General features: G+C 64.9%; 18 protein-coding genes, 1 other RNA gene and 1 riboswitch. Of the genes, 11 read left to right on the top strand and 8 right to left on the bottom strand.

Annotated elements, in window-relative coordinates; genetic code table 11:
* Positions 1 to 109 precede the first annotated feature (109 nt).
* The 11 genes from ABV518_RS01085 to ABV518_RS01035 all read left to right on the top strand — a co-directional run bounded on the left by ABV518_RS01085 (position 110) and on the right by ABV518_RS01035 (position 8481).
* Positions 110 to 346, top strand: coding sequence for a hypothetical protein (locus ABV518_RS01085; RefSeq protein ID WP_367765010.1), 237 nt, complete (start codon positions 110 to 112; stop codon positions 344 to 346).
* Between the two features lie 2 nt (positions 347 to 348).
* Positions 349 to 795 (top strand): TadE/TadG family type IV pilus assembly protein, encoded by a 447-nt coding sequence (locus ABV518_RS01080; protein WP_367765009.1) that lies wholly within the window; start codon positions 349 to 351, stop codon positions 793 to 795.
* Positions 776 to 1297: a hypothetical protein gene (locus ABV518_RS01075; RefSeq protein ID WP_367765008.1), complete on the top strand. Its 522-nt coding sequence runs from the start codon at positions 776 to 778 to the stop codon at positions 1295 to 1297. The genes ABV518_RS01080 and ABV518_RS01075 overlap by 20 nt, the downstream gene beginning before the upstream one ends.
* Positions 1294 to 1740 carry a Tad domain-containing protein gene (locus tag ABV518_RS01070; RefSeq protein WP_367765007.1) on the top strand — a complete coding sequence of 149 codons (447 nt, stop codon included), beginning with the start codon at positions 1294 to 1296 and terminating at the stop codon, positions 1738 to 1740. The genes ABV518_RS01075 and ABV518_RS01070 overlap by 4 nt, the downstream gene beginning before the upstream one ends.
* Positions 1741 to 1816: 76 nt before the next feature.
* On the top strand, positions 1817 to 2932 hold the full coding sequence (gene prfB, locus ABV518_RS01065; RefSeq protein WP_310161735.1) for a peptide chain release factor 2: 1116 nt from the start codon (positions 1817 to 1819) through the stop codon (positions 2930 to 2932).
* Positions 2933 to 3112: 180 nt separating this feature from the next.
* A complete protein-coding gene (ftsE, locus tag ABV518_RS01060; RefSeq protein WP_367765006.1) occupies positions 3113 to 3907 on the top strand; it encodes a cell division ATP-binding protein FtsE in 795 nt (264 codons plus the stop codon).
* Entirely contained in the window at positions 3904 to 4818 is a 915-nt protein-coding gene (gene ftsX / locus ABV518_RS01055) for a permease-like cell division protein FtsX (RefSeq protein ID WP_367765005.1), read from the top strand. The genes ftsE and ftsX overlap by 4 nt, the downstream gene beginning before the upstream one ends.
* A 27-nt stretch (positions 4819 to 4845) precedes the next feature.
* Positions 4846 to 6249, top strand: a complete 1404-nt coding sequence (locus ABV518_RS01050) for a peptidoglycan DD-metalloendopeptidase family protein (protein WP_367765004.1) — start codon at positions 4846 to 4848, stop codon at positions 6247 to 6249.
* An 87-nt stretch (positions 6250 to 6336) separates the two neighbouring features.
* Positions 6337 to 6807 (top strand): SsrA-binding protein SmpB, encoded by a 471-nt coding sequence (gene smpB, locus ABV518_RS01045; RefSeq protein ID WP_131131597.1) that lies wholly within the window; start codon positions 6337 to 6339, stop codon positions 6805 to 6807.
* Between the two features lie 89 nt (positions 6808 to 6896).
* Positions 6897 to 7265, top strand: a transfer-messenger RNA (tmRNA) gene (gene ssrA / locus ABV518_RS01040).
* Between the two features lie 235 nt (positions 7266 to 7500).
* Positions 7501 to 8481, top strand: coding sequence for a S1C family serine protease (locus tag ABV518_RS01035; RefSeq protein WP_367765002.1), 981 nt, complete (start codon positions 7501 to 7503; stop codon positions 8479 to 8481).
* An 8-nt stretch (positions 8482 to 8489) separates the two neighbouring features.
* Here the strand turns inward: ABV518_RS01035 and ABV518_RS01030 are convergent, their stop codons facing one another.
* From ABV518_RS01030 to hisN, 8 genes are all read right to left on the bottom strand, one after another.
* Complete coding sequence (locus ABV518_RS01030; protein WP_310161748.1) at positions 8490 to 8627, bottom strand: hypothetical protein; 138 nt, start codon at positions 8625 to 8627, stop codon at positions 8490 to 8492.
* Between the two features lie 83 nt (positions 8628 to 8710).
* Positions 8711 to 9079, bottom strand: a complete 369-nt coding sequence (locus ABV518_RS01025; protein ID WP_367765000.1) for a hypothetical protein — start codon at positions 9077 to 9079, stop codon at positions 8711 to 8713.
* A gap of 44 nt (positions 9080 to 9123) precedes the next feature.
* Positions 9124 to 9534, bottom strand: a complete 411-nt coding sequence (locus ABV518_RS01020) for a CrcB family protein (RefSeq protein WP_367764999.1) — start codon at positions 9532 to 9534, stop codon at positions 9124 to 9126.
* Positions 9531 to 9950, bottom strand: coding sequence for a CrcB family protein (locus tag ABV518_RS01015; RefSeq protein WP_367764998.1), 420 nt, complete (start codon positions 9948 to 9950; stop codon positions 9531 to 9533). Before ABV518_RS01015 ends, ABV518_RS01020 begins: the two co-directional genes overlap by 4 nt.
* Positions 9951 to 10664, bottom strand: coding sequence for a metal-dependent transcriptional regulator (locus ABV518_RS01010; protein ID WP_367764997.1), 714 nt, complete (start codon positions 10662 to 10664; stop codon positions 9951 to 9953).
* Between the two features lie 31 nt (positions 10665 to 10695).
* A complete protein-coding gene (locus ABV518_RS01005; protein ID WP_367764996.1) occupies positions 10696 to 11454 on the bottom strand; it encodes a class I SAM-dependent methyltransferase in 759 nt (252 codons plus the stop codon).
* Between the two features lie 68 nt (positions 11455 to 11522).
* Positions 11523 to 12965 carry an aminotransferase class V-fold PLP-dependent enzyme gene (locus ABV518_RS01000; protein WP_367764995.1) on the bottom strand — a complete coding sequence of 481 codons (1443 nt, stop codon included), beginning with the start codon at positions 12963 to 12965 and terminating at the stop codon, positions 11523 to 11525.
* Positions 12966 to 13000: 35 nt separating this feature from the next.
* A riboswitch (SAM riboswitch) is annotated at positions 13001 to 13114 on the bottom strand.
* Positions 13115 to 13275: 161 nt separating this feature from the next.
* A complete protein-coding gene (hisN, locus tag ABV518_RS00995; RefSeq protein ID WP_131131618.1) occupies positions 13276 to 14088 on the bottom strand; it encodes a histidinol-phosphatase in 813 nt (270 codons plus the stop codon).
* Positions 14089 to 14115 lie beyond the last annotated feature (27 nt).

Below are 14115 nucleotides of genomic sequence, written 5' to 3'. Positions count from 1 at the left end.
TGCATCTGGCAGAGACAACCAGCCGGACCGCCGGCATGGAGAACGTGACTAATGAATGGGACAGAAAATGAAAAACCTGGGATTACGGAGCGGATTACAGCTCAGGGGCATGGTGGCACTCTCCTGGTCGCTGACACTGGCGGGCCTGTGGGCCACTGCCGGCGACCTGATCAGCCATGGCACGGGGCCTGGCACGCGGCCTGCAGACCACCCGGAGCGCGGTGATGTCCCCGGCTGGGTCATGATCACGCTGATGTCGGCCGTCCTCGTTGCGGCGTTGCTGGCTTTGGCAGGACCGGCACTGGAGTCGATGTTCAACCAGGCAATGGACAAGGTCGGAAACTAGCAATGCCTCAGTGCCGCGGGCGGCGTCTCCTCCACGATGGCGATCCCGTCGCGGGCAGGGACCGGCTCCGGGACTCAGCCATCGGGGAACGCGGATCCGCCGTGGTGGACTTCGTTATGGTGGGAGGCCTGCTCACCATGTTCTTCCTTGCGATCATCCAGCTCACGCTTGTCCTCCACGTCCGCAACACCCTGATCGACGCCGCCGCTTCGGGTGCACGCTACGGCACGCTGGCCGACCGGGGAGCAACAGATGCGGAGGAGCGCGCCGGGGCGTTGGTTGGAATGGCCCTCAACGCGGACTTCGCCCAGGACATCAGCACGTCAGAAGTGACTTTCCAGGGACTTCGAACGCTGGAAGTAACCATCAAGGCGCCGATGCCGGTGATCGGGCTGATCGGGCCCCGGGGCATGCTGGAGGTCAAGGGCCATGCCGCCGTCCAGCCCTAACGCCGTGCAGCCGTTCCTCACGAGGCTCCGGGTGGTACTGTGCCTCCCGGTCGATACCGGTCCGGCTCCCGGCAAGGCCGGACCGGCCACCGGGGAACAGGGGAGTGCAGTTGTGGAGTTTACGTTCCTCGCGCTGCTCCTGATGGTTCCGTTGGTGTACTTCATCATCACCATGGGCCAGATCCAGGGCGGGTCCTTTGCCGTCGTAGGGGCAGCCGACCAGGCCGCGAAAGTGTATGTTGCCCAGGCGGATACGCAGTCAGCGCAGGTAGCGGCCGAGCAGGCGGCCCTCATTGCGCTCGCGGACTACGGCCATCCTGCCGGGAACGCACAAATCTCCACGAGCTGTGAGCCCTCCGACTGCCAGGCAGCCGGAACCGCAGTCACGGTGACCGTCAACCTCACCGTGCCGCTGCCGTTTGTGCCGTTCGGCGACGGGTTCCGGCTCAATGCCAGCGAAGTTGAAGCCTCTTCCACCCAGATGGTCGGGAGGTTCCGGTGAAGCCCAACGAAGTAGCAGAGGAAGGCCAGATGCTTGTCCTGATCATCGGCTACGTCCTGTTGGCACTCCTGGTGACTGGCGTCGTCGTTGGCATTTCCAGCGTCTACCTCGAGCACAAGCGGCTGCTGTCCCTGGCAGACGGAGCGTCACTGGCCGCAGCAGACAGCTTCACGCTGGGTGATGTCGGATCCGACGGCGGCAGTCCCGCCGCCGTTCTCGGCTCCGAGCGCGTCAGGAATGTTGCCAGCGACTTCGTCCGCCGGAATCCGGGAGCCCAGCGCCTCGACCGTCTGGAGGTCTCGATGGCGACAGGCAGTCCCGACGGTTCCACCGCCGTCGTTGTCCTGACCGCAGCTGTCCATCCGCCGGTGGTGAATTTCCTGGTGCCCGACGGAATCAGGATCGAAGCCTCATCCACGGCCCGTTCCCGCCTGACGCGGTGAGCGACACCTGAGGTGACGGGGTGACCGACAACAGGGAGTCCGGGCCTCCGGCTGGATAGCGTAGGCTTAAACAACCATGGCCAATATTGATTTTTCCGCAGAAATCCGCGCCCTCCGCGCCACCTACACCTCCATCGAGCAAGTCAGCGATGTTGAGGCCCTGAAGGAGGACATCGCTGAACTCAGCGAACGGGCGGGCGAGCCGAACCTGTGGGACGATCCCGCCGCGGCCCAGAAAATCACGTCCAGGCTCTCCCACCGCCAGTCGGAACTGGAGCGGCTCAACAAGCTGACCGCGCGGATCGACGACCTCGAAGTCCTGGTGGAGCTCGGCCAGGATGAGGACGACGCCGATTCCATGGGCGAAGCCGCGGCAGAGCTCGAGTCCATCAGGAAGGCGCTGAAGGACCTCGAAATTGTCACCCTGCTCTCCGGCGAGTACGACGAACGTGAAGCCGTGGTGTCCATCCGTGCCGGCGCCGGCGGGGTCGACGCCGCTGATTTCGCCGAGATGCTGATGCGGATGTACCTGCGCTGGGCCGAACGGCACGGCTACCCGACCACCGTTATGGACACCTCCTACGCTGAGGAAGCCGGCCTGAAATCCGCCACCTTTGAGGTCAAAGCGCCCTACGCGTTTGGAACGCTGAGCGTGGAAGCCGGAACGCACCGCCTCGTCCGGATCAGCCCCTTCGACAACCAGGGCCGCCGCCAGACTTCCTTTGCCGCCGTCGAAGTGATCCCGCTGATCGAACAGACAGACTCCATCGACATTCCCGACAACGAGATCCGCGTTGACGTGTTCCGGTCATCGGGCCCCGGCGGACAGTCGGTCAACACCACGGACTCCGCCGTGCGCCTGACGCACATCCCCACCGGCACGGTGGTGTCGATGCAGAACGAGAAATCCCAGCTGCAGAACCGGGCGGCCGCCATGCGGGTGCTCCAGTCCAGGCTCCTGCTCCTGAAGAAGGAGCAGGAGGACGCCGAAAAGAAGGCATTTGCGGGGGATGTCAAGGCATCCTGGGGTGACCAGATGCGCTCCTACGTGCTCAACCCGTACCAGATGGTCAAGGACCTGCGGACCGACCACGAAGTCGGCAACACCTCAGCGGTTTTCGACGGCGAGATCGACGACTTCATCGACGCCGGCATCCGCTGGCGTACTGACAACCGCAACGCCGACAAGTAAACATCCGGCCGTCCCCGCGGGACTGATCCCGCGACACGCCCCCGGAAGCGGCGTAAATAAGGCATAGGGACTGCGTATAGTCGAGGAGCCGGAGCTCTACTTCCCCCAAACAGAAGCCCGCGCACCGGCTGCAGATCTGGGCTGCGTACCATCAGTCATGCCTGCAGGGTACTTAGGGTCATGATCCGATTCGAAAATGTCACCAAGGTCTACGACCAGCAGGCACGGCCCGCGCTGGACGACGTCAACCTTGAGATCGACCGCGGCGAATTCGCCTTCCTTGTAGGCGCCTCCGGGTCCGGAAAGTCGACCTTCCTGCGGCTTGTGCTCAAAGAGGACCGGGCCTCCTCCGGTGCTGTGTACGTGGCAGGCCAGAACGTCGCCAAAATCTCCAGTTGGCGCGTGCCCCGGCTTCGCCGCGGCATCGGGGTTGTCTTCCAGGACTTCCGTCTCCTGCCGCAGAAAAACGTCTTCGCCAATGTCGCTTTCGCGATGCAGGTCATCGGCAAGAGCCGCAGCGTCATCCGCGACACGGTGCCCGAGGTACTCAAGACAGTCGGGCTCGAAGGCAAGGAAAACCGGCTCCCACACGAGCTTTCCGGCGGTGAGCAGCAGCGCGTGGCCATCGCCCGGGCGGTAGTCAACCGGCCCGGCATCCTCCTCGCCGACGAGCCGACGGGAAACCTGGACCCCACCACCTCAATGGGCATCATGGGCGTGCTGGACAAGATCAACCAGAATGGCACCACAGTGGTGATGGCCACCCACGACGACGACATTGTCAACGAAATGCGCAAGCGCGTGGTGGAGCTGAAGAACGGTGTCGTCATTCGCGACGAAGCGAAGGCCCTGTACACCTCCATGATTCCAATTGTTGGGCAGTCGCGACGGCTCAAGGACGCCAGCGGCCGGGAAGAGATACCGCCGGCCAGCCCTGAAGGCCGCGTCGACGGCGCAGGGGAGGGCCAGCGATGAGGCTCGCTTTTATCCTCGGTGAGATTGGCAGCGGACTCCGCCGGAACGTCTCGATGGTTGTGTCGGTCATCCTTGTGACCTTTGTGTCCCTGACTTTTGTTGGCGCCGCGGGCATGCTTCAGCTGCAAATCAACCAGATGAAGGGCTACTGGTACGACAAAGTCCAGGTGGCGATCTTCCTGTGCAGTGACGGTTCGACGGCGACCGGGTGCGCCACCGGTCCGGTCACCCCGGAGCAGCAGGACAACCTGCAAAGCCTCCTGGAGTCACCTGCAGTTTCGCAGTACATCAACGACTTCCAGTTCGAGTCCAAGGACGAGGCCTACAAGCACTTCAAGGACCAGTTCTCGAATTCCCCGATTGTTGACTCCGTCACGCCCGACCAGCTCCCGGCCTCCTTCCGGATCAACATGAAGGACCCCGAGAAGTACCAGATCATCAGCGAGACGTTTTCATCGCAGCCCGGCGTCGAGACCGTGATTGACCAGCGCCAGCTGCTGGAACGGCTCTTCTCGGCCATGAATGCCGCGTCCCTCGTGGCTGTCAGCGTTGCCGGCGTGATGATTGTCTGCGCGATTCTCCTGATCGCCACCACCATCCGGCTCTCCGCCTTCAGCCGCCGCCGCGAAACGGGCATCATGCGCCTCGTGGGCGCCTCGAAAACAGTGATCCAGCTGCCGTTCATCCTCGAAGGCGTCATTGCCGCCGTCATCGGTGCAGCGCTGGCGTCCGGGACCCTGTGGGCGGTGGCGCACTTCTTCCTGGGTGAATACCTGTCCAAGCAGTACCCGGACACGGCCTTCATCTCGCCAGGACAGACACTCATCCTTGCGCCTGCCCTGCTAATCCTTGGCGGATCTTTGGCAGGAATTTCGTCTCTCTTGACCTTGCGCAGATATTTGAGGGTCTAGGCTGTGCAAACCGAACAAGGAAAGCTTATGACTGGTCTCGATCGAACTTCCCGCCTGCCCCGCAAGAACCGCACCCACCATGCGCGCCGTACTGGCATCATCAGCGGTGTCCTGGCGCTGGTCCTTGCAGCCAGCCTTGGCGCCTCAACGCCGGTAGCCTTCGCCGATGAACTGGAAGACAAGCAGGCAGCCCTCGAAGCCGAGGCCGCCCGGGTCCAGCAATCCCTCGAATTTGTCGACTCGCGGATCGCCAAAGCCGCAGGCGACCTGGTGATTTACCAGGGTCAGCTTCCCGGCGCCCAGCAGGCACTGCTCGAAGCCCAGGGCAGGGTCGCAACTGCGGTCAAGGAAGTCGAAGCACTCTCAGCCCGCGTGGACCTTGCGCAGCAGAACAAGGCCAAGATCACGCAGCAGCTTGAGTCGGACAAGCAAAAGATAGCCGACACGAAGAAGCTCATCGGCCAGATTGCCACCCAGGCGTACAAGTCCGGCGGCGTCCCCTCCAACCTCACGCTCTTTTTCGGATCCAACGCTGGCGGCAGCCTCACCGACACAATGGACCTCGCCGACCAGGCAATGCGGAGCCAGAACTCGGCCATGGACAAGCTGACGCAGCAGAACGCCACCAACGTCAACTCGCAGGCCAGGCTCGCGGCAGTTGAAGCGGAGATCCAGGACCTCAAGGCCAAGGCGGACGCTGCCTTGGAGCGGGAGAAGGCAGCACGCGACGAAGCCGAAGCCAAGAAGGCGCAGGTTGACCAGCTGATCGCAGACACCATCCGCCTCGACGCCGAACTCCAGGCGGCAAAGCCGGGTATCCAGAGCCAACTGGCGGCCGTTGAGGCCAGCCAGAACGCCGTTGCCAACGAAATCGCCGAACGGGACCGCAGGCTGCGGGAAGCCTGGGAAGCCGAACAGCGCCGCCTGGCGGAGGCTGCTGCTGCAGCGGCCCGGGCCCAAGGGCAGGCTGTGCAGCCGTACGCCCCGGTGACCGGGTCGCCGTCGGCGTTTGGCCTGCGCCACCCCTTCTCCGGTGACGTGCCCATCACATCCGGGTTCGGCTGGCGTGCCACGCCGCCGGGAACCATCGACTTCTATGGCACCGGCGGTTACCTGCACACCGGCATCGACTTCGGAGCAGCCTGCGGAACCCCTGTTTACGCAGCCGCTGCCGGCGAAGTCTTTTCCTCCGGCTGGAACTCGGCCGACGGCGGCGGGTGGCGGGTCAAGCTGTCGCACGGTGTTGTTGAAGGCAACTCGCTGACCACGATCTACTACCACAACAGCAGCATTGTCGTCTCGAATGGCCAGCGGGTTTCCCAGGGCCAGCTCATTGCCTACTCGGGCAACACCGGCAATTCCACCGGGTGCCATGCACACTTCGAGACGTGGCTCAACGGCGCGGCCGTTGATCCGATGCGGCTGCTGTAACGCCGCTCCGCGCCTGCCGTACACTGGTATGACTTCGCGCCGGACCGGCCGGAGCCACTGACGATCCAAGAACCGAGGAGTTCCACCGTGCCCAAAGAAAGTGGCCGTAAAGTGGTGGCCACCAACCGCAAGGCCCGGCATGACTACCACGTGCTGGATACCTACGAGGCCGGCATCGCCCTGATGGGCACAGAGGTCAAATCGCTCCGGGAGGGCCACGCATCCATGGTGGATGGCTTCTGCACCTTCTATAACGACGAGTTGTGGATGGAGGGCATCCACATCCCGGAGTACAACCAGGGATCCTGGACCAACCACGCGGCCCGCCGGCGCCGGAAGCTGCTGCTGCACCGGGAAGAGCTCATCAAAATCTCCCACAAGGTCAGGGAATCCGGCTTCACCATCGTGCCGCTGCAGCTGTACTTTGTTGACGGCCGGGCGAAGGTGGAGATCGGCGTCGCCCGCGGCAAGCGGGAGTACGACAAGCGCCAGACCCTCCGTGAGCAGCAGGACACGCGCGAGGCCCTGCGCGAGGTCCGGGAACGCAACCGCAGGTAGGAATCATTTCCACCTGCCATGCGTTATGATTGGTAGTCCGGCAGGCATTGGGACGCAAAACCTGACCTGCCGGGTTGGTAACAAAATACGGGGATGATCGGTTTCGACGATGTTAGTCGCGACAGGTGAAGCGGGCCGAGGATGCAGAATTATCTCGTAAACGCTGTCTGCAAAACAATAAGTGCCAAATCAAACCGCACTGACTTCGCTCTCGCTGCCTAAGCAGTAAGACAGTCCGTCAGCCCGAGGTTGCTATTGCCCCGGATGCTGGCGTCATTTAGATAGCCACTGCTGTTTGCCCCCGTCATCGGGGTAAACGGGACTCTTAGATGACTGGGCCCGGATCAGCCAGCTGTTTGCAGCATGGCCGGGGCCGAGAAAATCCGACGCAAACTGCGCCCGGAGAAGCCCTGACAACACGACATCGGACGGGGGTTCAATTCCCCCCATCTCCACATTTTGCAATGCTGCAAGGCATGCAGAACGGCCCGGACCCTGGTCCGGGCCGTTCTGCGTTAACACCCGTCCCCGAAATTGACACCTGTCCCCGAACGGACGCCTCCGGCAAACCGCGCCCCGTTCACCCACGGCGTAGCCGTGCAGGGAGTAGGACGGCGGGCGGAATGGTTGAGACAGATAGGACCAGCAGTCGTCCGGGGCCGGAGAGGCTGCCTTAACACCAGGAGGTGGGCCATGGACCAGGTGCTGAAGCCCGGTTCACCAGCGTCCGACGACGGGCCGCTGGACTCGTATTCGGAGACGGTCATGCGCGTGGCTGAGACAGTCACACCGCACGTTGCGGCCATTGAAATGACGGGGAACCGCCGCAACGGCCGGTTCCGAGTGGGCGCCGGGTCGGCGGTGCTCTTCACCGCGGACGGCTACCTTCTGACAAACTCCCATGTTGTGGCCGGCACCCATCAGGGCCACGCTGTTTTCGCGGACGGCAGCCGCACCGACCTTGAACTCGTAGGCGCCGATGCGTTGTCTGATCTCGCCGTTGTCCGCGGCCGCGCGCCGAAAGTCCCGCCCGCCGAATTCGGTGACGCCGAGACTCTCCGTGTGGGACAGCTTGTTGTCGCCGTCGGGAACCCGCTGGGGCTGGCCGGGTCCGTGACAGCCGGCGTCGTCAGCGGCCTCGGCAGGGCTATCCCGGTATGGGCAGGCGGCAACCGGCGCGTGATTGAGGACGTCATCCAAACGGATGCGGCCCTGAATGCCGGGAGTTCCGGCGGTGCGCTGGCGGACACCCATGGCCGGATCGTCGGCATCAACACAGCCGTAGCCGGGGCCGGGCTGGGACTTGCAGTGCCCATCAACACCACTACCCGCAGGATCATCGCCGCGCTCCTGGCTGACGGGCGGGTCCGCCGGGCTTACCTGGGCGTGGTCAGTACGCCCATCCGCCTGAACGCGAGTGCCGTGGTCCGGACAGGCCAGCGGGACGGGCTGCGCGTGGTGGAGGTCCTGGCCGGTTCACCCGCGGACCGGGCAGGCCTGCTGGCGGGCGACATCATCCTGACAGCAGGAAACCGCCCCGTCAGCAACGCCGAAAGCCTGCAGAAGCTGCTGTTTGCCGATGCTATCGGGCAGCCCTTGCGGATCGACGTGCTGAGGGACGGGAAGGAAACGGAACTTGTGGCCGTACCTGAAGAGATGGCTGCTGGCGGGTAAAAGCCCGCCTACCTGCGCTTCTTCAGGTGTGCGACAGGATCCTGTGGGCCGTCAATCGGGCTCTTGGCCTTCTTTTCGGCGCGTTTCTCCTTGATGGTTTTCACCGGCTTCTTGGACAGATTCTGGTGGGGTGTTTTGTCCGGCATGGCGTGCTCCCTTTACTCAGCGGGACGACATGCGTCCCACCTCGTAAATTACGCCTGATTCGCCCTTAAAGAAATGCCCGGACTCAGTCGGGGACGGCGACGTCCGCAATGCCCACAAAACGCGTCCCAACGCCGTCGAACTCGCTGCGGACAAAGCCCGGGCGCGGGGGCGGCAGCTCACCCGGGGGATGGTGGCCGCAGCTGACATAGGTGAAGTCGGGCCACCATTTCTTGGGCCGCGCCGCTTCCTCATAGCCGCAGATTGCGCACTCCAGGTGGACCCACACCGGTCGCTTTCCAGTCCGGTTTGCCCGGGACTGGACGAGCCACGGCGGCGGGTTGTCCAGGATCTCACCCAGCTCGGCTTCCGTGAGCCTCTTGGGGATGCCGTGGCGTTGCGCCATTTCCATGGGTACATCAAGGGCAATTGCCGCGTCACGTCTGCTAATCATCACAGTCAACGATACGGGACTGCATCCATGACAGCGTCCGCGGCCTAGGACACGATGGCGATGCCCGCCGCGGCCGCGGCGAATCCCACCAGCAGGTTGGCTGCCACGTTCAGGGCTGCCGCGCCCAACCGTGACTCACTGAGCAGCCTGATGGTGGCGGTGGTCCACGAACTGAATGTGGTCAGGCCGCCGGCAAGGCCGGTCGCGACGGCGGTGTGCAGTTCTCCTGGCAGCCCGAGGCGCCCGGAAATCCCCACGGACAGCCCGATAACCAGGCAGCCGGCAACGTTGACCACCAGCGTGGCCCACGGCCAGTGCCGTGGCGCATGTCCGGCCGCGCCCCCGGCGCTTACGCCGGGGAGTGCGGCCGCGCGGCGGGCGAACCAGCTGTCCACGGCGAAGCGCAGCAGGGCACCGGCCACGCCGAAGACGCCAACCAGGAGGGCGGCGATCACGTGGCGGCCCCGGAGCGGTCGGCCAGCCTTTTACCGGCCCGCCAGCCGAGGGCGGCAGCGCCCAGCCCCAGCAGCAGCGACAGCCCAAGATAGGCGATCCAGACCGGATGATAGTTGGCCCGCCATAGCTGATCCACCGAGAAAACCACAGTTGAAAACGTGGTGAAGGAACCCAGGAGTCCAGGCCCCAGGCCCGCCCGGAGCCAGAAAGCGGTGCGTGGCCTGGCGATCCAGAACGTGGTCAGGGTTGCGAGGATGAAGCTGCCGGCGACGTTGATGCACAGCGTGGTCCAGGGCAGCGATCCCACGTGGTCAGGGAACGCCAGGCCAAGGCCGTACCGCAGTTCCGATCCGAGGAGTCCTCCGGCGGCCACGGCCAGCCAGGCACGCGAACCGGGCGTCCCGGAGCTGGCCATTCAGCCGTTTCCGAGGACGCAACCGGCGTGCGGGGTGTCGCTGTCCACCCACAGGGCGGAGGTGACCTCATCGGCGAGGTCATATTCGCGGGTCTTGCCTTCGGAACTGATCCGCACCACCAGGGCACCGCCGAAGGGCTTGCGGCCAACCACCTCGACCTCGGAGTCGAGATCGATTTCCTCCGACGACAGGTACCGGAGCAAATCAGGGTTCTCATCGCTGATCCGGGTGATCCGGCCGGTGTGCCCCTGGTCCAGTTCGTTCATCAGGTGGGCGTGCGGCATCCGGACTGTGCCGTCGGCGCCTGGAATGGGATCGCCGTGCGGGTCGCGGAGCGGGTTGCCCAGTTTCGCCGCCATCCGCTCGATGAAGGTGTCCGAGACCGCGTGTTCCAGCTGTTCGGCCTCATCATGTACCTCGTCCCAGCTGTAACCGAGCTGCTGTACCAGGTAGGTTTCGATCAGCCGGTGCCGCCTGACCATGGACAGCGCCAGCCGCACACCGTCAACGGTGAGGGTGATGGCGCTGTACGGCTTGTGGTCCACCAGGCCCTGGTCCTTGAGCTTGCGGACCATCTCAGACACGGAGGAGTTGGCCACACCCAGCCGCTGGGCCAGCTGGGACGAAGTGATGGGTTTGTCCTGCCACTCCGTGAAGGAGTAGATGACCTTGACGTAGTCCTCGATGGAGGAGGAGGGCGCGCTGGTCTTCACGACACCAAGCCTACCCGGTGGGCGGACGGCGTCATGCCTTGACTGCCCGCCATGTCAGTGTCAGGTAGGGGAGTCCCAAGGGGGCGCCGGCCGCATGCCCCAGATGGTCGTGGAGGTACCAGTCGAGATTCGCGAGGACTTTGGCCCGCGTGGCCTCACCAGAACGCAGGTAGTAGCTCCGCGACTTGGCAAGCTCCATGATTTCCTCGGTGGTGAGTGCGTCCTCCCAGTGCGTCACATGGCTTTCCAGCTCTTTGAACTCCGGCCCCACGGGCGGCCGGAAGTGCGGCCGGTAGACGTCCCCCGCGTGCATGATGCGGGAAAGCCGGTGAACCCAGGGAACGGAAGTATCCAGCTGGTTCCAGACCAGCCCGAGCGTGCCGCCGGTGCGGAGGACCCGCGAAAGTTCGGTACTTGCAGCGATCGGATCGCACCAGTGCCAGGCCTGTGCAACGCTTACGACGTCGAACGAGGAGTCCGCGAGTCCAGTCGCCTCTGCGGTCCCTTCGGCCGCCGGAACACCGGGGAGCAGGACCCGCAACTGGTCAAGCATGTCAGTGGAAGGGTCGACGGCGGCCACAGCGAGGCCGCGGTCAAGCAGCAGGGCGGTGAACTTGCCGGTGCCGGCGCCAACATCGAGGGCGTCGCGAGCCCCGGCAGGAATCAGCCAGTCTGCCGATTCGGCAGGGTATCCGGGACGGACGCGTTCGTAGTGTTCGCCGCCGTCCTGGAAGCTCTGTCCGAGCTCCTGACGGCGCCCGTGGTCAAGTTTGGGGCCACCCCGTGCCACGTGCGGTCTCCTTCGCCAGATGCCCTTGGGTATCCTTCGAATTTACCGCATGTAAAGGGCGACTCAGGTCAGTCGTCGGTGCAGGGGGCTGCGCCGGCCGTGCCGGGCGTGTTGGGTGCCCAGTCCGGGTAGGTGCGGGTGTCGTTGGCCGGAACCCAGCGGCCTGAATCCACCACATAGTCCCAGCCCAGGCCGGTCCGGCGGAGTTCCTCGATGCCGGCCAGGAGCCGCTGGGCGTCCTCGAGCCGTGACCCCAGGCCGAAGCTCGCCCGCAGGGACCCGGACGGAAGGCCCAGGCGCTTGAGCAGCGGGTGGGCGCAGAATCGGCCGTCCCGGAGACCCACTCCGTGTTCAGCTGACAGGTAGGCGGCCACCAAACCGGCGTCGTAGCCCTCGACGGAGAAGTTCACCACGCCGATGGTGTCCGTGTCCGGGTCCGTGTCCTGGAAAATCTGGTGCACGGTGACGCCGTCGATTTTGTGGAGTCCCTCGACCAGGAAGGAACGGATGGCTGACTCGTGGGCGTGCCAGCGGTCCGGGTCCAGTGCCGCGATCACCTGGGTGGCGCGGGCCAGCGTGGCGGCGCCCAGGACGTTGGGGGAGCCGCCCTCGTGCCGGGCGGGACCGGTGGCCCAGCTGACGCCGTCGAGCCTGGCCTCACGGACCGCGCCGCCGCCGGCAAGGTGCGGCGTGCCGGCGTCGAGCCAGTCCGTTCGGCCCACGAGGACGCCTGCGCCGAACGGAGCGTAGAGCTTGTGCCCGGAGAAGGCGAGGTAGTCGACGTCGTCGGCGCTGATGTTGATGCGGCGGTGGGGCGCGAGCTGCGCCGCGTCCACGACGATCCGGGCGCCGTGCTCGTGCGCCAGGGCGGCGAGTGCCCGGATGGGCAGGATTTCGCCGGTGACGTTGGAGGCGCCCGTGACGGCGAGCAGGCTGACCCCGCCCTGTTCAAGCTCGGCGCGGAGGGCCTCAACGGTGCCGGCCAGGGTGTCGGCGGCAATAACGCTGCGGTGCGGGACGCCCTGCCACGGCAGGAGGTTGGCGTGGTGCTCGATGTCGAGGTACAGGACGTCGCCGGCGGGGCGGCCGTCCACCGTCGGGAGACAGCCTGCCAGGAGGTTCAGCGAATCGGTGGTGTTCCTGGTGAAGATGACGGAGTCGCCGGCCCGTCCGCCCACAAAGTCACGCACGATGTTCCGGGCGTTCTCGTAGACCGACGTGCTGATCTGGGATGCGTAGCCTGCGCCGCGGTGGACGCTGGCGTAGAACGGCAGGATTTCGTTGAGGTACGCGGAAACCACCGAGAGGGCCGGGGCGGAGGCACCGTAGTCGAGGTTGGCGTAGCGGACGTGTCCGCCCTGGATCAGCGGGGCTTGGATTTCGGCGCCGGTAACGGCGGAGAGCGGCCGGCCGGCAACGGCAAGCCGTTCGCTGAACAGGGCTGCGGTGTCGGTGCCGGCTGCGGACTGCGGGCGGACGGCGGTGTTGGGGGAGACGGTGGCTGTTGTCACAGAGACCTCACTTTAGAGGGACTCCCTGTCCCGGGAATCCGCGCTTGCCGGGTCCGTTCCGGACCGGCCTGGTCGTCACCCGGGGCACCCCACCGCGAATGGAGGGTTGCCGGCCAGCAAACCGGGGTTTCGCGCTGGCACTCGTGACCTGTTAAGAGCGTAGAACATGGGCGGGGCGGGCAGGAAGCCGGTCCGAATGTTAAGGCTTTTGTTACGCGGGGCCCGGAATTGTCGCATTTGTCCGAAGATACGACGGCGGACCCCCCCCTTCCGGAGGCGTCCGCCGCTGATAATTCGGTATAAGAGTCCGCTAGAGCAGGTCGTCAAGCCCGGGGTTGAGCCGCTTGAGGACTTCCGAATGCAGGATGGAGTTGGTGGCCAGGGCGTTGCCGCCGAACGGGCCGTCCTCTCCCTCGAGGGATGTGAACCGGCCGCCTGCCTCCACCACAATCGGCACCAGCGCCGCCATGTCGTAGAGATTGAGCTCCGGTTCGCAGGCGATGTCCACGGAGCCTTCTGCCACCATGCAATAGGACCAGAAGTCGCCGTACGCGCGCGTGCGCCAGACGTCTTCGGTCAGGCCAAGGAAGTCATCAAGGTTCCCGCGGTCCTTCCAGCCGCTCAGGCTGGAGTAGGACAGGGACGCATCCGAGAGCTTCGAGACGTCGGATACTTTCAGCCTGGTGGCAGCGGCCAGTGACCGGCCCATGTACGCGCCGGCGCCCTTGGCGGCCCACCAGCGCTTGCCCAGTGCAGGGGCACTGACAACGCCGACGACGGGCTCGCCTTCGTCAACAAGCGCAATCAGGGTCGCCCAGACCGGGACACCACGGACAAAGTTCTTCGTGCCGTCGATGGGGTCGATGATCCAGCGGCGGGAGCCGTGGCCTGAACTGCCGAATTCCTCGCCCAGGACGGCGTCACGGGGGCGGGAACGGGACAGCTGGCCGCGGATGGCTTCCTCGGCGGCCTTGTCCGCATCAGTGACCGGCGTCAGGTCCGGCTTGGTCTCGATGTGGAGGTCCAGGGCCTTGAAGCGGCTCATGGTCTGGTCGTCCACGGAATCGGCCAGCACGTGGGCCAGGCGCAGGTCATCGTTGTAGCTCGAAGCGGGTTGGATCATGGTTCCAAACTACCGTCAAAGCGCCGT

Origin of the sequence: Arthrobacter sp. HS15c, assembly GCF_040812005.1 — a bacterium.
In the GTDB taxonomy this organism is placed as follows: Bacteria; Actinomycetota; Actinomycetes; order Actinomycetales; family Micrococcaceae; genus Arthrobacter.
Note: the sequence above shows the minus strand (reverse complement) of the source record. Positions and strands in the feature narration are given on the sequence as shown.